The organism is Embleya sp. NBC_00888, assembly GCF_045207655.1.
Taxonomy (GTDB): domain Bacteria; phylum Actinomycetota; class Actinomycetes; order Streptomycetales; family Streptomycetaceae; genus Embleya.
This window is the reverse complement of the sequence record NZ_CP108785.1, coordinates 867873-884312: the sequence shown is the minus strand read 5'-3', so window position 1 is coordinate 884312 and position 16440 is coordinate 867873. Positions and strand designations below refer to the sequence as shown.

Below are 16440 nucleotides of genomic sequence, written 5' to 3'. Positions count from 1 at the left end.
GCCCGATCCGTGCGGGTCAGCAGACCGCCTTCCCGTTCAGCGAACCCTCGTCGGCGAGTTCGGCCGTGACGGTGGACTGGCGGAGTCCGCCACCCACCTTCAGCGAGGACAAGCCACCGCGGCCCGAGCCCGGTCCACGATCGTGGGTGCCGTAGTGGCTCACGATCGTCTTGACCCGCGCGCCGACGGGCGCGGCATCGGCAACCGGGGCCGAGGCACAGGTCGTTCCCACGACGATTGCCCCCACACTGACGCCCCGGCGGCGAGCATCGATCATCTCGACTCCATCTCGAATTCTGGCGGGAAGGCCGGGCCGTGTCCGAGAGCCCCGGCGGGCATCCCCGAACGGCGTGCTTCGGTCGAGGAACCTACGTCGCCTTGCTCCCCGGCTCGGGAAACGGTGGGGACGCCGGTACCGACTCGGTGGTAGCGATCCGGACGGGGGCCACGGAGAACGCAACCGACCGTGTCGACCACTCGGGCGCACGGCGAAGAGTTTGCACCGCGATCGAACGCGGAGACAGGGCCGACGCACTCTTGTGCCTCTCACATGTATTCGTGGTGCCGACCAACGCAAGTCGAGCACTTTGCGCCCGCGCATGATCACCGAAAGTCGCACTCCGGGACGGGGCGATGCGCAGCGCCGCCTGCGGAGATCCGCGGCATCGCCTGGCACGAACTTGGCTGTCCATACCAGGAACGGGGGAATCTCGCGTTGGCCAAGGAGGTCCAACAGCGCGGTGCCGACGCGGAAACCGGGCTGGGGGAGGACGGCGAAGAACTCGATGACGCGCAGGTCGAGATCGAGGCTCGGGTTGTGCTGCCCGCGCCGCGACGCGCGCACGACCGGGTAGTTCCGGTTGTCGGCCTGGGGGCCGTGTCCCAGTCCAGGACACGACGGCCCAAGTCGACAAGAGCGACGGCGAGATGGACGGCCGCCGAGAGGTTCACAGCCTGCCTTGTGGCTCCCGCCACGACCGGTGTGTCATCGGCCCCATCCCTTCGCTCGGGTGTGAGGGGCTGGATGTCCGGGACATGGCACGGGAACTCGCCGCCGTTCTCGTCCTCGCACTCCGGGTGCCCGCTGCGGGCGGCCGGGGGATCCATCCGGGCCGAGCACCTGCTGCCCGCAGCCGGCGGTGGGAATCAGCGACGGGCGGTGCCGGGCGTTGTCGGTGACGGCGGTGCGGCCGGACTGCGGCCTCGGAACTCCCTGGGAGTCTCGCCGTAGCGTGCTTTGAAGGCCGATGAGAACCATGCCGGTGTGAAGCCGATCCCCGAGGCGATGTCGGCGATCGCCAGGTTTCCGGCCGTCGGGTCCCTCAGGATGTCACGGGCCCGACGGAGGGCTTCCTCCTGGCGTAGTTCACGGAACGTCGTGCCGCTGTACCGCAGCACGAGTCGCAGTTGCCTGGGTGACCAGCCGAGCGCCTGGGCCACCGCGGGCAGACGCAGTTCCCCGGGGCCGACGTGCTTGCGAACGTACTGCCGCGTGGCCGCCACCATTTCGGCGTAGTGGTCTTTCTGGGGTGTCGGATCGCCCAGCGTGAGCATGCCGAGCATCTCGCTCACCCGGTCGCACACCGCGTTGAACTCGTGGTGGGCCAGTGTTCTCCCCTCCGCGTGCACACTCTGGATCAGATCGCGGACGATGCGCCCCAGTCCCGACCGCATGTCCAAAACCGCACTCAGCTGCGCGTCGGATCCGACCTGGTTGTCGAGCACGGCACGCGGCACGTGAAAGGCATGGACGTCCGAGTCGGGTATGTGCAGGTGGCACGATTCGTTGAGCGCCATGATGGACGCGAATCCCGGTGGAATGAGCGTCGTTTCCTTGCCTTGCCGGACGGAGAACACCCCGGACCGTGGCACCACGATCCAATAGTGCTCGTCGCAGGGTGCTGCGCGTATCTGGGACGGGGTGCGATAGGCCGTGCGCGTGCCACGCTGAAGCCAACGCAACATGCGGTACGCGGATGTCTCCTGGACGGTCAGCTCCGCATACCAGGTCGAGGCGTCGTCGTATCGCTGATCCATCGGCACGAAGGCGTTGATCAGGTCGCTCCACGCCTTCGCATCGCCCACCTCGTAACTGAAATACTTCATGTGGCCCCTCGGTACGTTTGCGCTGCGGTACGCCACCGTCTCAATCGGAAGTTCACCCGGCCTTCGGCTACCGGGGCCGGTGGTCCGCGCCCGTCGGGCACGTGCCTGTGACTCCCATGATCACCGAGAGGAGGCTACTCTCCGCGGCGATGAGGAGGCGGTTGCGTTTGGCGCCGCCCTCACGGGGACGTCGAGCCGCCCGATCGGTGTGCCGCCGGCTCGAAGCGCGGTGCCCGACGGGTTCACCCCCGACGACTTCGCCGACGGCGCTCATCCGAAAGCCGAGACCGCTCAGTGGCGCGGGACCGTTCGGGGGCGCAGCGAGATGGCCGTGGCCGGCAGGACGCTTGCCACCGTGAACATGTGTCCGTACGGCACGATGCGCACCTTTCGTGATCTCGGCCCTGCGAATCACCATACATGTGGTACCACAAACGGGGTAGTTTGGCTGTTGTGAACCAACAGCGACGCGATCTCCTCGGCGATTCAGCCATCGAGGTATTGGCCACAACCGGTATGCGCGGCCTGACACACCGCGCAGTGGATGATGCCGCGGGGCTTCCGCCCGGCACTGCCAAGAACTACTTCCGGACGCGCGACGCGCTGCTCCTCGCCGCGGCGGAGCGGTGTGCGGAGCACTATCGGGCGGCCCCCAGACCCATGCCCACCGATCGGGCTTCACTGGCAGCCGTACTTCTGGTGATGCTGCGCAACGTGGTCGGGCCGGGTCGGTCGAGGATGCTCGCCAACCTTCAACTGCGATCCGCCTACCAAGCTCCGTTGTCCGCGGTCCTCGACGATGTCGCCGCCGCGGACTTCGCCTACTTCGCCGACGCGCTCCGACACGCCGGGCTCCCCGCGACACCACGCCACGCCACGGCGCTGACACTGGCCCTGCACGCGGCGGCCCCCCATCTGCTCGGCGGGAATGACCAGTTGCTGGCAGCCGCGGGGTTGGATCGACTCGACGACTTCGTGGCAGACCTCCTGGACACCGTCGAGGGAATCCCGGCCGAGGAAGCGTCCCCGGCACGCCCGCGTCGGAGATGAACCACTGTGCCACGCGCCGCAATTCGTCCGACGGCATTTTTGCGCGGCCATCGGATCGGCGCGTGGAGTACGCCGACTACGCGGCCGCGGGCGCGTCATCGTTTCAGGGCGGCGGCGGGTCGTTCGGCGGGCGCGCAGTTCGACCGGATAGGCGAGAGCCGTTCACGCGGTGCCCCGCTCGTCATCACCCGATTCCCGAACAATCCACCGAGTCCTACCGCGCGGCCCTACGACCGGGCCGGTTCCTTGCGGGGCGCGACCAGCACGGGCCGGTCCGGCAGGGCGAGTTCGACGCGTGATCCGACCGGGAGCGTGCTCGCCGTGTGCGAGGGGACGTCGACCTTGACCGTCGCGCCGCGGGCCGGGCGCACGCTCAGGCGGGTGACCGCGCCCAGGAAGGCCGCGCCGAGCACCTGCGCCGAGCCGTCCGCCGCGGCCGTCACCTCGATCGACTCGGGGCGCAGGAGCACGTCCACGTCGCCGTGCACCCCGTCGCCGTCGATCGGCAGGGTACGGCCGAGGACGCGGACCACCGCGCCGTCGGCGTGGGCGGGAACGCGGCTCATCACACCGACGAATTCGGCGACGAACGCGGTCGCGGGACGGGCGTACAGCTCGGCCGGCGGGGCGCACTGTTCGAGTCGGCCCGCGTTCATCACCGCGACCCGGTCGGCGAGGGAGAGCGCCTCCTCCTGGTCGTGTGTCACGAACAGTGTGGTGATGCCGAGTTCCTGTTGGAGTCGCCTGATCTCGTCGCGAAGGGTCGACCGCACGCGCGCGTCCAGCGCCGACAGCGGCTCGTCGAGGAGCAGCACGCGCGGACGCAGCGCGAGAGCCCGGGCCAGCGCGATGCGCTGCTGTTGGCCGCCGGAGAGTTGGTGCGGATACCGGTCGGCCCGGTCCGGCAGGCCGATCAGGTCCAGGAGTTCACCGGCGCGGGCGCGCCGCTCGGCGCGACCCACACCGCGCATGCGCAGACCGAAGGCGATGTTGTCCAGCGCGCTCAGGTGCGGGAACAGGCTGTACGACTGGAAGACCATGCCGGCGTCGCGGCGGTGTGCGGGGACGCGGGTGATGTCCTCGCCGTCGACGAGCACCTCGCCCTCGTCGGGATGTTCGAAGCCCGCGACCACGCGCAGTGCGGTGGTCTTGCCGCATCCGGACGGACCCAGGAGGGCGAGCAGTTCGCCCCGGCCGACCGTCAGGTCCAGGCCGGCCAGGGCCCGCACGGTGCCGAAGGAGCGCTTCAAGTCCCGGAATTCGACGATGGCACCGGTCTGCGGGCCGGTCTCGGCATGGGTCTCGGGTTGGTCGAACGTCATGGTCACGAGGTCTCCGGAGGGGTTTTCGTCCGGGCGCTGCGCGGCCGGCCGGCGGTGGCGAGTGCGAGCAGCAGTACCCAGGTGACGAGCAGGCCGATCACCGAGACGGCGACCGACATCTCGGCCTGCGAGCCGCCGATGCCGACGATCCACACCGCGAAGGGACGGTAGCCCAGGATCGCGGCCACGGTGTATTCGCCGAGCACGAGCGCGAGGGTCAGGAACGTGGTGTTGAGCAGCGCGCCGCGCAGGTTCGGCAGGACCACCCGGAGCACCGCGCGCGGCAGGTTCGCGCCACATGCGCGCGCCGCCTCGACCAGTACTTTCAAGTCGATCGCGGCGAGCCCGCCGTCGAGCGTGCGGTACGCCAGCGGCAGCGCCATCAGCGTGTAGGCGAGCACGAGGACGACGGGGAAGTCCGGATCCTGGATGGCGATGAACGTGTCGTACAGCGGGGTGTCGGCCAGGTGGTCCGGTCCCCAGCGCAGCACCGTGCCGATCCCGGCGACCAGCGCGATGGCGGGTACCACCAGCGGCAGTGAGCACACCACCTCGATCACCCAGCGCAGCCGCGGTGCGGTCAGCCGTACGGTGATCAGCGCGGGTACCAGCAGCAGCAACACCAACGCCACGGTGGCAGCGGCCAGTTCGAGGGTGAGCGTGAGGCTCTCCAGGAAGCCGTCGGCCCCCAGGATCCCGGTGTACGCGTCGAAGGTGATGCCCTGGCCGGGCACGTCGATGCTGAAGAGCACCGAACACACCATCGGCAGCAGGAAGTACGTCCCGGCGACCACCAGGACGACGGCCCGCGACCAGCGGATCCGGCCGCGCAGTGCGGCTAGTCGAGCCATCGGGCACTCCGGCGCTGAAGGGGCAGATGAACGGCGGTGACCAGGCCGGCCACCACGACCATGTCCAGGCTGAGCGCGAGCGCCACGTTGCCCTGGTCGACCAGGACGTTGCCGGACAGTGCGTCGGCGATCTGCATCGTCACCAACGGCACGGAACTGCCGACCATCGCGGCGGCCGTCGCGTAGGCGGCGAACGCCGAGCCGAAGAGCAGCACGAATCCGCCGAGCAGCGCGGGGGTCAGGATCGGCAACGCGACGTGCACCCAGTAGCGGAAGGCGTTGGCCCCGTTGTTGCGTGCCGCCTCGCGCCACTGCGTGCGCAGTCCGTCGAGGGAGGGGGTGAGGATGAGCACCATGAGCGGGATCAGGAAGTAGAGGTAGACCACGGACAGTCCGGTGAAGCTGTAGAGGCTCCAGCCGTGCTCGGTCAGGTCGAATCTGCCGGTCACCACGCCGGCGTTGCCGAGCGTGGCCACGAACGCGAACGCGAGCGCGACCCCGCCGAAGTTGGCGAGCACGCCGGACGCGGTCAGTACGGCCTCGCGGACGAAGCGAAAGCGTGCGGTCACCACGGTGTACGCGATCGGCAGCGCACATCCGGTGGCGATCAGCGCGGTGACCGCGGACAACTTCACGCTGCCGATCAGCGCGGTCAGGTAGGCGCCCTGCATGGAAGCGGACATGTTGGCGCCGGTGGCCTGTACCCCTTCGGGGGCGGTGGCGGGTGTGGTGAAGGCGCCGAAGACCATCGCGGCCGTGGGCACGCCGAAGACCACGGCGGCGAACAGCAGCAGCGGCGCGACGCCGAGCCAGTGCGGGGCGCGGCGCCGCCGCCGGGGCCGGGCCGCGCTCCGCTCGCGCGAGGCGAGCGGAGGCGCGATCCGGACCGCGGCGGGGGCGCCGGCATCGGAGAGGTCGGTACTCATCCGGCGACTGCCTGGCCCCAGCCACCGGTGATGACCTTCTTGGCCTTGTCGACCTGGTCCGGGGTCGGGAAGACCGGAGCGCCGGCGCCGGGCACCGCGGGCAGCTTCGCCGCGAAGCCGGCGTCCAGCGTGCCGGCCTCCTTCATGGCGCCCATCAGGGCCGGGCGGGCATAGCCCTTGAGCCACAGGTTCTGGCCCTCGGGGCTGTACAGGAATTCCTGCCACAGGCGCGCGGCGGCCGGGTGCGGTGCCCACTTCACGATCGCTTGCGAGTAGTACTGCGCGTAGACGCCGTCGGCGGGGATGTTCACCTGCCAGTCGACACCCTTGGACTTGAACTCGTCCGCGTAGCCCGCGTTGAGGTAGTCCCAGTCGATGCTGATCGGCGTCTCGCCCTTTTGCACGGTGGCCGGGGTCGACTCGACCGGGTTGTAGTTGCCGTTCTTCTTGAGCTTGCCGAAGAAGTCCAGACCGGGCTGGATGTCGTCGAACGAGCCGCCGTTGGCCAGGGCCGCCGCGTACACGCCGCCGAATGCCGAGCCGGACTTGGTCGGATTGCCGTTGAGCGCGACCTGGCCCTTGTACTGCGGCTTGAGCAGGTCGGCGAAGGTCTTGGGACACTCCTTGATCCGCGCGGCGTCGCAGCCGATCGAGATGTAGCCGCCGTAGTCGTTGAACCAGCGGCCCTGGGCGTCCTTCTGCGGCTCGGGGATCTTGTCGAACGCGGCGACCTTGTACGGCGCGAGCAGATCCTGCTTCGCGGCGCCGAGCGCGAACGCGTTGCCCAGGTCCACCACGTCGGGCGAGCGGTCCTGGCCCTTGCGCTGGGTCACCGCGTTGATCTCGTCCTGGGAGGTCCCGTCGGGGTTCTCGACCTCGACCTTGATGCCGTACTTCGCCTGGAAGGCGTCGATCAGCGCGCCGTAGTTGGCCCAGTCGCGGGGCAGCGCGATCGCGTTGAGCCGGCCTTCCTTCTTCGCGGCGGCCACCAGCGCCTCCATGCCGCCGAAGTCCTGGACGGAGGTGGCCGACGCCGCGTCCTTGGCCCCGGCGGATGCGCCCGGCACGGCGGACGTGCCGGCCGCGGGCTTCTTGTCGGACGCCGAGCCGCACGCGCTCAGGGTGAGCGCGGCCACGGCAAGGCCGGTGACCAGTCCGGTCGCACGAACGCGGAGCACTGTCACGGGGTTCTCCTGGAGCTTCGAATGGGTGCCGGAGTTGGCTGTACAACTTGCTCAAGTACGCCCGACGTCGATGTCCGCAACGTGAACGCAGCCGCACGGGCGTGCGAGGTTCCCGGGAAATGGGCGTGCGGCCCGGCGGGCTCCCGACGAACGGGTAGGGTCGCCACGGCCGGACGTCCCGGCATGGGAATTCGGGGGGTGACGATGGGGGTTCAGGGCGAGGCGCGGTATCGGCAGGTCGCGGCCGATCTGCGCGAGGCGATCGCCACCGGCAGATACGGCTCGGGCGGTCGGTTGCCCGCCGAGGGCGACCTCGCGCAGCACTACGGCGTCTCCCGCGGCACGGTGCGCCAGGCACTGGCGGTATTGCGCGCGGACGGGATGGTCACATCGCGACGCGGCACCCGCCGGGTGGTCCTGGGGGCCGCCCGGACGCAGAGTTTCGCCGAACTGCTCAGCTTCACCCGCTGGGCGCGCTCGATCGGCGAGGAGCCCGGCGGGCGGACCGTGGCGGTGGAGCCCGCGGCAGGGGATCCGGGCGAGTGCGCGCAGTTGGCCCTGGAACCGGGGTCACGGGTGTACCGGGTGCTGCGGGTGCGGACACTCTCGCGGGTGCCGGTGATGATCGAGCGCACGGTCTACCCCGAGCGGATCGGGGCCTTGGTGCGGGGCTTCCCGATCGACGCGGTCTCGCACACCGAGCCGCTGGAGGAGTTGGGCGTGCTGTTCACCGACGCCGACCACACGATCGATCAGTGGCCGGCCGACGCGGAGGACGCCCGCCTGCTGGGTTGCCCGACGGGCACGTCGCTGCTGCGCGAGAGGCGCCGCACGACGGACCCGACGGGCGTACCCGTGGAGTGGTCGCAGGATCGTTACCTCCCGGGCACCGTGGCCTTCACGGTGCACAACTCGGTGGCCACGACGGCGCTGTCCCGTCGGCGGGGCTGACCGAGCCGGCTGCGGACGATCCGGCCGCGGGCGCACCGTCGGCCCGGCCGGCGCTGGTGGGCGCGCACGCCGGGCCGACGGTTACGGCAGCAGGAGCCGGGTCAGCAGCGGCCGGAAGTGGGCGAAGTCCGGGACGAACGCATCGGCGTCCTTGGCCGCCTCGTCCCAGCGTCGCACCCGCACCGCGTCGACCGCGTACGGCCCTGCCGCGAACGCCTGTGCCTCGGCCTCGCCCATCGGGCCGCCCTGCACACCGAGCGTGTACACGGACGCGTCCGACAGACGCGCCGCGTAGCCCGGCTCGGTGGCGCACAGGTAGCGCTTCGCCGCCACGTGCAGCCGGATCGGCTCGGTCACCTCGGGCCCGAACCGCTTCGCGAGTCGGTCCGCGCCGGTGTGGCTGTGCCGGTTGTCCTCCCCGGCCATCAGGTCGCGGCCGGTCAGCGGCCCGTGGAAGTGGCCGATGTCGTGCAGCAGTGCGGCCGCGATCAGGTGCTCCGGCGCACCCTCGGCCTCGGCGATCGCCCCGGCCTGGAGCATGTGTTCGGCCATGGTGACCGCCTCGCCGAGGTATTCGCACGCGCCTTGGTCGGTGAACAGGTCGGCGAGTTCGTCCAGGATGGCCGTGTCGATCTCCCGACGGTCTGTCATGACGCCTGTCCCATCGTGCGGTCGAGGACACCCAACGTGCTTGCCAGGCCGTCCAGGTCGGCGTAGCAGCCTTGAAGGTGACGCCTGCCCGCACCGTCGAACGCGGTGCGCGCGTGCAGGACCCGGGTGTTGTCGAACACCACGCAATCGCCCGGTTCCAGCCGCCGCGTCAGCATCAGTTCGGGCCGGGCCAGTACCTCGGCGAAGGCGCGATAGGCCGTGTAGAACTCGGCGAGATCGTCGGCCGACAACCGCAGCGTGCCCATCGAGCGGTTGTTGAAGCGCACCTCGCGGATGCGACCGGTGTCGTCCGCGCCGATGATCGGCCGGTGCGCCCGCAGTCGGGTGCGCGTGTCCCGGAACTCGAACGGCACCGATGTGCGCACCAACGCCTGGTACGCGTCCGGGTGTTCGGCGCGCAACAGCGCGGCGGCCCGAAACCCGTCGACGAAGCCGGAGTCGCCGCCGGCGGCCTCGTTGGCCAGGCAGTGCAGGAGTTGCAGGGTCGGCACCGGATCGCGATACGGGTTGTCGGTGTGCGGAGTGATCCGTGCCGAGGTGAAGGCGAGGTTGTTGGGCCGATCCTCCACGCGGACGTCGAAGAGCCGGCCGTAGTTGGTCTCGCGGACGAAACCGAACGTTGCGGCCACCGCGAGGACTTGCCCCTCCACGCACGGGACGCCGCGCAGCAGCGCGAGCCCGAGCCGTTGCACGGCGGTCAGCGCCGGTGCCGGGTCGTCCGTGTAGTCGTTCCAGGCGAACTCGAAGCGCGGCGCGTGCATTTCCGCGGCCTCCCACAAGGACTTGCCGTCCTCGCTCCTGGGATCCGGCTCGGCGGGTGCGTGGAGCCAGGTGCGCGCGTAGACGGACCGGTGCCCGTCGGGTGCCCATACGATCTCCACGTCCGAGCCGTGCTCGCGGACCTCGGCGACGCTCGGGTCGAGCGGGAGGTCGGTGATCTGGAACAGCTTCTGCCCGGTTCGCGGGTCGCGGCACAGCGGGCAGGGGCAGTTGTCCCGCAACCACACGGCGGGCAGGTCGCCGATGTCCGGGGCAGTAGCCATGGGCGTCTCCTTGATCTCAACGGGTGTGCAAAGTTGTCTGTACAACTTCCCTCGGGGTCACCGTCGCAGGGCTGCGTGAGCACGTGGCGACGAGCGCGTGACGCCGGCATGAACAGCACATCCCGCCCGGCCGTCCCGCCGGTCGGTCCAAGCGATGATCGCCGTGAGGACCGTCGGTCCTGCCTCGCCGCCCCAGCCGATTGCGGCCCACGGGTGTGGGGCCTGTGGTGGCGGCTCGGGATCGGGTGCGCCGTTCCGGCCGGCTGGACACCTTCGGGTGACCGTGGCGGCTACCTCGTGGCCGGGCTCGCCGGGCTCGCCGGGCTCGGCGAGCCGGTCGAGTGGGCGGTTCGGGGTGGCACGGGTACGGGTTGGGCGCGTGGCGTGGCGACGGGGGTTCCGGGTGGCATCCGCAGCCGGCGACGCCTTCGCCAAAGGGATTGTTGCCCGCGGTCAGGACCGACGGGAGATCGCCGACCGGCCGCCGGATCGGGGCGGGGCGCGGTCGAGGGGCGGAAGTTGGTTCGGTCGAACGCGCAGGCGATACTGAGGTGATGTTGCCCGAACCGGAAGTCGAGCCCCAGTCCTCGGAGTACGCGGTCGAGATCGACCACGCCTGGCTGGTGCGTTCACGGGCCACGATCCTGCGCGCCCATCGCGTCGGCGCCTGGGTCACGGTGTCCGGCGGGGTGCTCATCGTCGTGTTGCCCCTCGTGGCTGTTTTCGGCCTCGGGCTCCCGTTCGCGACCGTGTATCCGTTGCTGCTGTCCTCGGTCTCGGGGGCGTTGCTGATCGTTGCCGGGCGATCGCAGTTCCTCGAGGTGCGGCGTCGGCGCGCGACGTGGGAGGCGAGCGGGCTTCCTCCGGTGGCGATCCGCATGTCGGCCGAGGGTGTGTGGTGCGCGACCAACTCGCTTCTCGGGCCGTTCCTGGTGCCGTGGTCGGCGCTGGCGGGTGTTCGCGTGGTGCGTCGATTCGGTCGGGCGGCGCTCGTCCTGGATCTCGCCGCCGGGGTCACCGCGACCTCACCGGGAGTCGTCGTGGAACTTCCCACCGGTGCACGCGAGCGCCGCGCCAAAGCCAGGATGTTCCGCGCCAAGGGCATGCTGGGAATTCCGGAGGAGGCGCTCCGCTCGCCGATCTCGGACATCGACCAGGCGTTCGCTCGGTTCACCGAGGGCCGACTACGAGTCCGTTGACCCGCCGCGAGCCCGTCTGGGTGTCACCCGGTTGCTCGTTCGGGGTGGTGGCAACGGCCGTGACACGTTTGCCGTCCGGCGTCAGAACATCCACCCACGACGCTGGATCCGCAGCGGGCTCGACGACATGCCCACCGGAGACACGACTGCCGTCGGGCAGATCGCGCCCATCGCACGGTGCGTTCGGTTTCCGCAGGAGTACGACGACTCGGAGAGAGCCGCGAAGCCCGCTCGACGAAGCCGTCGGGCCGATCGTTCGGCAGGCACGCGAGCCGCGCCCCGACATCGTCGGCGTCCGGCCGGGCCCCGCCGGCTCCCAACTTCGGCCACTCCGTCACTCCGAGCCGAAATCTCAACAGTCGCACCCGGTTCAGGTGAAGTTCATGATCGACGGCTACCTTCCTTCCCGAAATACATGGTGTCTTGAGATGGACGCCGGGCCATCGGAACGTTCGCGGTATTTCCGGCGCATCGCCGGCCGGTGTCGCGGCAATTCGATGCATGGACGTTTCGGCGGCCTCGAAACGTACTTGCTCCCGCCGTGCCCGCTGGTTCGCGGTCGGGCCGCCCGGTCGGGATATCGCAGGACGCCTGCATATACCCAACTCCGGCCACCCCGTCACCCCGAGCCGAAATCTCAATAGCCACATCGGGTTCGTGTGAAGTGGATGAACCACGGTTACCTGCGTTCCAAAACAGCTGTTGCCTTGAGACAGGAGCCATCAAATGACGGGTACAAGCCGTCGGAACTTTCTCGGTATCGCCGGCGCATCGTTGGCCGGTGCCGCGGCAACTCAATTGCTTCCAGGCGCGATCGGCAAGGCGCTGGCGATCGAACCGAGCCGCAGGACGGGGACGGTCGAGGACGTCGAGCACGTGGTGATCCTGATGCAGGAGAACCGCTCGTTCGATCACTATTTCGGCACGATGCGGGGTGTGCGCGGGTACGGGGACCCGCGGCCGCACATCCTGCCGAACGGCCGGCCGGTGTGGTACCAGCCGCCGGCCCGGGTGCACACCGAGAGGTACAACGGCCGGGGCCTGCCGGCCGACGCGGAGTACGTGCTGCCGTTCCCGGTGGATGCGCTGCGTACCAGCGAGTTCATCGCCGGGACCGATCACGGCTGGGGCAGCGGGCAACTGTTGTGGAACCAGGGCCGATACGACGGGTGGGTGAACGAGAAGCAGGACGTGTTCACCATGGCCCACCTGAAACGGTCGGAGTTGCCGTATCACTTCGCCCTGGCGGAGTCGTTCACCGTGTGCGACGCGTATCACTGTTCGGTGCCCGCCGACACCGCCCCGAACCGCATCCTCCTGTGGAGCGGCACGATCGACCCGCAAAACCGGTTGGGCAGCAAGCCGAACGGCCCCGGTCTGTGGGAGCGCGGTGGCGTCAACGGCTATACGTGGACCACCTACCCTGAGCGACTCCAGGCCAACGGAGTCAGTTGGAAGCTCTATCAGGGCGGCAGCGGGATTCCCGGCCAGCCGACGGACAACTTCACCGACAACTCACTGGAGTTCTTCTCTCGTTACCAGGTCCAGGAGGGCGCTTCGGGACCGCTGGTGGAGCAGGGAGTCTCCACCCATACGCTGAAGGAATTCCACAGCGACGTGGCGAGCGGGAAACTGCCGCAGGTGACCTGGATCGTCCCACCGTACAAATACAGCGAACACGCCTCCGCGTCCCCCACCGATGGGGCGTACTACATCGACCTCGTCCTGGAAGCACTCGTGTCCAACCCCGAGGTGTGGAGCAAGACCGTCCTGATCCTCAACTACGACGAGAACGACGGCCTGTTCGACCACGTCGTTCCACCCACGCTGCCTGTGGCCAACAAGGTCGGCACCGACGGGCTCGTATCGCAAAGCCTGGCGGCAAGCCTGGCCGACGAGACCCTGGACTTCGACGTCTGGCGCGCGGGCGGCTCACCGTCGGGCGACACCGTTCGCGGGAAGCAACCCCTCGGGTTGGGGTCCCGGGTGCCGATGATCGTCGTGTCGCCGTGGTCGAAGGGCGGCTGGGTCTGCTCCGAGACGTTCGACCACACCTCGGTGCTGCGGTTCCTCGAGACTCGATTCGGTGTCGCCGAGCCGAACATCAGCGCCTGGCGGCGCTCCCTGTGCGGCGACCTCACCTCCGCGTTCGACTTCGCCCGGCCCGACAACAGGCCCGTCACCCCCGCGGTACCCCAGCCGATGCAGAGCCGGCAGCAGCCGTTCTCCGTCACGCTCCCACAGGCGATGCCGCAGCAGGAGCCCGGCGTCCGGCCGGCCCGGCCGTTGCCGTACCGGTTCGGCGTCGAACTCGACGCCAATCGGGATGCGCGGTCGATCTCGCTGCGGTTCGTCAACACCGGAACCGCGGGCACATACTTCTACGCGTACACACACAATGACGCGCCGCGCCGCTACACCGTGGCCGCCGGCGACACCATCGGCGACGTCTGGGACAGTGCCCTCGCAACCGACGCGCAGGGCCACTACGACCTGCGCGTGACCGGAGCCAACGGATACCTCGGCCAATTCACCGGGACCACCGCGAACACCGCGGAACCGCGGGTGTCGGTACGCCTCGACGACACCAAGAAACGTCAGCTGATTCTCGACGTCAACAACCCTGGTACCGCCCCCCGGACGCTTCACATCCGCAACGCCTACAGTCACGCCGCCAAGCGCACCGTCAACCTCAAACCGGGCAAGACCACCGCGGTCACGTGGGAAACCGAGTCCGCACACGGTTGGTATGACATCTCGGTGACCGACACGGCCGACCCGAGCTACCTCCGCCGGTTCGCCGGCCACCAGGAGACCGGACGTCCCAGCTTCAGTGATCCCGGGCCGGTACGTTAACGGGTCCGGGTGGCCCACAGTGTGATCTGTGGTCCCCTCCGCCGCCGTTCGCGCCTACAGCGCTCTGCTTGTGCTTCGTGCTTGCGTGTCGTCTCGGCACTCGGTGCCACCCGGCACGGCGACCGGGTGCCGGGCCGCGCGGGTGGCGGGCTTGCCGCTCGGCCCGGTCGGCGGGGGGCGCCGTCCGGGCCGAGCGAACGAACCACAGCCGGCGGGGCGGTCCTGCGGTGGTCCGTGCGGGGCAGGTCACGTCACTGCGAGGCTCCGAAGTTCTGGGTCCAGCGGGGGCCGCCGGGCGCGAAGTCGACTCCCACGCCGATGTCCTCGAACGAGCAGTTGAGGATGTTGGCCCGGTGGCCCGGGCTGGCCATCCAGGCGTTCATCACCTCCGCGGGGGATGCCTGCCCGGCGGCGATGTTCTCGCCCGACGCGCTCCATCGGTAGCCGGCTGCGGTGATACGCCTGCTCGGATCGGCGCCGTCCGGATCGATGTGGTCGAAGTAGCCGCGTTTGGCCATGTCGTTGCTGTGGCCCTGCGCCGCGGCCTGGAGCTTGGCGTTGTCGGCGAGCGGCCCGCAGCCGTGCTTGGCGCGTTCGGAATTGGTCAACTCCACGACCTGCCGGGCGAACGGCGTCGCAGGGCCGGCCGACGTGGTGGCCGGGTGCGACGGTTTCGCCGTTCGCGACGTGTTCCGGGAGTCCGGGCCGGTTTCGCCCGGCGGACGCTGGGCGCTCGGAGCGGTGGTGGCCCCCGCGGGGGTGCCGCCGGAACCGGACGGTGATGAGGGGGCCGATGGGAGACCGGTGCGTATCGGGCTGGGTGTACCCGCCGCCGACACCGTTGCGGGGCTGGTCGCGGCGACGGCGTGGGCGGGCGAGTCGCCCGACGTGAGCGCGGCGCTCTGCGAGTTGCGGTCGGCCGCCGTGCGGTCACCACCACTGCCGCCCAACGTTGCGGCCGCTGTCGCGACGGCCGCCACCGCCACCGCGATCGCCACCGCGCGGGCGGTGTGGTGCCCGCGCCGGCGGTGTCCAGACCCGGCCGTGCGCCGCCGGGCCCTGCGCCGCCGCCTCGATGCGGTGCGGGAGTCGTTGTTCACGTGCCTGCGCCCCTTTCCTGTGAGCCGGCCAGGAGCGGCCGACACATAGGAGACCGGGCGGCCGGAGAGGCATAACAAGAAAGCCGAGCCGATTTCCGAATCCGCCTCGGACCCGCCGGTTCGGTGGACGTGGTGCGGTCGGCGGTCGACGACTTGTGTTCGCGCGATACCGCGTTCGGAGCACCGCGCTCCGGCTTCGCGAGGGTCCCGACGAGGTCGAGGTGGCGCAGATGACGGATTCTCAGTTCTTCGCAATCCGACCCTGCGGTTTCTCACCCCTTCCGGAGCCGGACCGGACGGCGAGGTCTCCGCCGGGCAACGAGACGAAGCGCCATCCTCCCGGTCCTGTGATCCGCCAGGCTTCGGACGATGCGTCGGACGGACAGTTCAGATGCGTGCCACTGTCGAACACCATTCGCAAGGCGGCGGACTTGAACGCGACCGCGGACAGGACCTTCGCTCCGAACAGGGGAAGAGCCGCAGCCACGTCCTGGGACTCCGGTGTCAAACGCAGACCGGGATTGGTGCGCGGTGACCCTGCCCGTTCATCCGGTTTCCCGGGGGAGATGAGATCGTTTCCCGGGCGGGTTCGTCCGCGAGTGGGAGCGGGGCGAGCGCTGCGTGGGGGAGGGGGAGGGTGCGCCTTGACGGAAGAACGCGAAAACCGGCGGCGAACGGTGCTGGAGGCGTTGGAGCGAGGTGAGATCCGGCGCGGAATCGTGTCCGCGGTCGTGGACTTCGGGGTCTTCGTGGACATCGGCGGGCTCGACGGGATGGTGAGCGCCGCGAACCTGTCGTGGGCACGGTTCGATCATTTCTCCGAGGTCGCCCGCGTCGGGCAGTCGGTGACCGTCGTGGTTCTGGACATCGACCGGGATCGCGAACGGGTGTCGTTGTCGTTGAAGGATCTGGAGCCGGATCCCCTCGTGTCCTTCGCCCGGTCCCGATTCGGCGAGGAGGTCTCGGGGATCGTGCACAGGATCATTCCGCCCGGGGTGGTGGTCCGTCTGGACGTCGGGGTCCATGGGCTGGTGCCCGCCGACGACCCGGGCTTGGCACGGTTGGCGGCGGATGGCCGCAACTGCGCCGAGGGCGACGTCGTGGTGGTGAACGTCTGCAGCATCAATCTGCATCGGCGGCAGGTCCGACTGCGAATCGTTGAGGCGGTGTGCTGACGCTT

The 16440-nt window shown here is 69.6% G+C and carries 15 protein-coding genes; 5 read left to right on the top strand and 10 right to left on the bottom strand.

Annotated elements, in window-relative coordinates; all coding sequences use genetic code 11:
* Positions 1 to 16 precede the first annotated feature (16 nt).
* Both OG948_RS38020 and OG948_RS38015 read right to left on the bottom strand, forming a co-directional pair.
* On the bottom strand, positions 17 to 277 hold the full coding sequence (locus OG948_RS38020; protein ID WP_331769538.1) for a hypothetical protein: 261 nt from the start codon (positions 275 to 277) through the stop codon (positions 17 to 19).
* An 869-nt stretch (positions 278 to 1146) separates the two neighbouring features.
* Complete coding sequence (locus OG948_RS38015) at positions 1147 to 2106, bottom strand: AraC family transcriptional regulator (RefSeq protein WP_331769537.1); 960 nt, start codon at positions 2104 to 2106, stop codon at positions 1147 to 1149.
* Positions 2107 to 2559: 453 nt separating this feature from the next.
* On the opposite strand from OG948_RS38015, the gene OG948_RS38010 reads away from it, so the two are divergent.
* On the top strand, positions 2560 to 3156 hold the full coding sequence (locus OG948_RS38010) for a TetR family transcriptional regulator (protein WP_331769536.1): 597 nt from the start codon (positions 2560 to 2562) through the stop codon (positions 3154 to 3156).
* A gap of 227 nt (positions 3157 to 3383) precedes the next feature.
* On the opposite strand, the gene OG948_RS38005 is transcribed toward OG948_RS38010, so the two are convergent.
* Genes OG948_RS38005 through OG948_RS37990 form a run of 4 tightly spaced genes read right to left on the bottom strand, consistent with a single transcriptional unit; the run spans position 3384 to position 7439 of the window.
* On the bottom strand, positions 3384 to 4478 hold the full coding sequence (locus tag OG948_RS38005; RefSeq protein ID WP_331773430.1) for an ABC transporter ATP-binding protein: 1095 nt from the start codon (positions 4476 to 4478) through the stop codon (positions 3384 to 3386).
* Between the two features lie 2 nt (positions 4479 to 4480).
* Entirely contained in the window at positions 4481 to 5329 is an 849-nt protein-coding gene (locus OG948_RS38000; protein ID WP_331769535.1) for an ABC transporter permease subunit, read from the bottom strand.
* Complete coding sequence (locus OG948_RS37995; RefSeq protein WP_331769534.1) at positions 5317 to 6255, bottom strand: ABC transporter permease; 939 nt, start codon at positions 6253 to 6255, stop codon at positions 5317 to 5319. The genes OG948_RS38000 and OG948_RS37995 overlap by 13 nt, the downstream gene beginning before the upstream one ends.
* Positions 6252 to 7439, bottom strand: a complete 1188-nt coding sequence (locus OG948_RS37990; protein WP_406300523.1) for an ABC transporter substrate-binding protein — start codon at positions 7437 to 7439, stop codon at positions 6252 to 6254. The genes OG948_RS37995 and OG948_RS37990 overlap by 4 nt, the downstream gene beginning before the upstream one ends.
* A 204-nt stretch (positions 7440 to 7643) precedes the next feature.
* Here OG948_RS37990 and OG948_RS37985 point away from each other — a divergent pair, with 204 nt between their 5' ends.
* Complete coding sequence (locus tag OG948_RS37985; RefSeq protein ID WP_331773428.1) at positions 7644 to 8390, top strand: GntR family transcriptional regulator; 747 nt, start codon at positions 7644 to 7646, stop codon at positions 8388 to 8390.
* A gap of 81 nt (positions 8391 to 8471) precedes the next feature.
* Here the strand turns inward: OG948_RS37985 and OG948_RS37980 are convergent, their stop codons facing one another.
* Positions 8472 to 9041 (bottom strand): phosphonate degradation HD-domain oxygenase, encoded by a 570-nt coding sequence (locus tag OG948_RS37980; protein ID WP_331769533.1) that lies wholly within the window; start codon positions 9039 to 9041, stop codon positions 8472 to 8474.
* Positions 9038 to 10105 (bottom strand): TauD/TfdA family dioxygenase, encoded by a 1068-nt coding sequence (locus OG948_RS37975; RefSeq protein ID WP_331769532.1) that lies wholly within the window; start codon positions 10103 to 10105, stop codon positions 9038 to 9040. Before OG948_RS37975 ends, OG948_RS37980 begins: the two co-directional genes overlap by 4 nt.
* A 554-nt stretch (positions 10106 to 10659) precedes the next feature.
* Here OG948_RS37975 and OG948_RS37970 point away from each other — a divergent pair.
* A complete protein-coding gene (locus tag OG948_RS37970) occupies positions 10660 to 11304 on the top strand; it encodes a hypothetical protein (RefSeq protein WP_406300522.1) in 645 nt (214 codons plus the stop codon).
* A gap of 726 nt (positions 11305 to 12030) precedes the next feature.
* A complete protein-coding gene (locus OG948_RS37965) occupies positions 12031 to 14160 on the top strand; it encodes a phosphocholine-specific phospholipase C (RefSeq protein ID WP_331769530.1) in 2130 nt (709 codons plus the stop codon).
* Between the two features lie 251 nt (positions 14161 to 14411).
* Here OG948_RS37965 and OG948_RS37960 read toward each other — a convergent pair whose 3' ends face one another.
* Together OG948_RS37960 and OG948_RS37955 are read right to left on the bottom strand one after the other, a co-directional pair.
* On the bottom strand, positions 14412 to 14768 hold the full coding sequence (locus OG948_RS37960) for a CAP domain-containing protein (RefSeq protein ID WP_331769529.1): 357 nt from the start codon (positions 14766 to 14768) through the stop codon (positions 14412 to 14414).
* A gap of 733 nt (positions 14769 to 15501) precedes the next feature.
* Positions 15502 to 16017, bottom strand: coding sequence for a DUF6188 family protein (locus OG948_RS37955; protein ID WP_406300521.1), 516 nt, complete (start codon positions 16015 to 16017; stop codon positions 15502 to 15504).
* On the opposite strand from OG948_RS37955, the gene OG948_RS37950 reads away from it, so the two are divergent.
* Positions 15905 to 16435 carry a S1 RNA-binding domain-containing protein gene (locus OG948_RS37950; RefSeq protein ID WP_331769528.1) on the top strand — a complete coding sequence of 177 codons (531 nt, stop codon included), beginning with the start codon at positions 15905 to 15907 and terminating at the stop codon, positions 16433 to 16435. The two genes, OG948_RS37955 and OG948_RS37950, sit on opposite strands and share 113 nt — an antisense overlap.
* Positions 16436 to 16440 lie beyond the last annotated feature (5 nt).

Bases quoted from the DNA above. Each gene is read 5' to 3' on its own strand.
- OG948_RS37985 (WP_331773428.1), top strand. From the start codon at position 7,644: ATGGGGGTTCAGGGCGAGGCGCGGTATCGGCAGGTCGCGGCCGATCTG.
- OG948_RS38020 (WP_331769538.1), bottom strand. From the start codon at position 277: ATGATCGATGCTCGCCGCCGGGGCGTCAGTGTGGGGGCAATCGTCGTG.
- OG948_RS37970 (WP_406300522.1), top strand. From the start codon at position 10,660: ATGTTGCCCGAACCGGAAGTCGAGCCCCAGTCCTCGGAGTACGCGGTC.
- OG948_RS37965 (WP_331769530.1), top strand. From the start codon at position 12,031: ATGACGGGTACAAGCCGTCGGAACTTTCTCGGTATCGCCGGCGCATCG.
- OG948_RS37975 (WP_331769532.1), bottom strand. From the start codon at position 10,105: ATGGCTACTGCCCCGGACATCGGCGACCTGCCCGCCGTGTGGTTGCGG.
- OG948_RS37955 (WP_406300521.1), bottom strand. From the start codon at position 16,017: ATGTCCACGAAGACCCCGAAGTCCACGACCGCGGACACGATTCCGCGC.
- OG948_RS38000 (WP_331769535.1), bottom strand. From the start codon at position 5,329: ATGGCTCGACTAGCCGCACTGCGCGGCCGGATCCGCTGGTCGCGGGCC.
- OG948_RS37995 (WP_331769534.1), bottom strand. From the start codon at position 6,255: ATGAGTACCGACCTCTCCGATGCCGGCGCCCCCGCCGCGGTCCGGATC.
- OG948_RS38005 (WP_331773430.1), bottom strand. From the start codon at position 4,478: ATGACGTTCGACCAACCCGAGACCCATGCCGAGACCGGCCCGCAGACC.
- OG948_RS37980 (WP_331769533.1), bottom strand. From the start codon at position 9,041: ATGACAGACCGTCGGGAGATCGACACGGCCATCCTGGACGAACTCGCC.
- OG948_RS38015 (WP_331769537.1), bottom strand. From the start codon at position 2,106: ATGAAGTATTTCAGTTACGAGGTGGGCGATGCGAAGGCGTGGAGCGAC.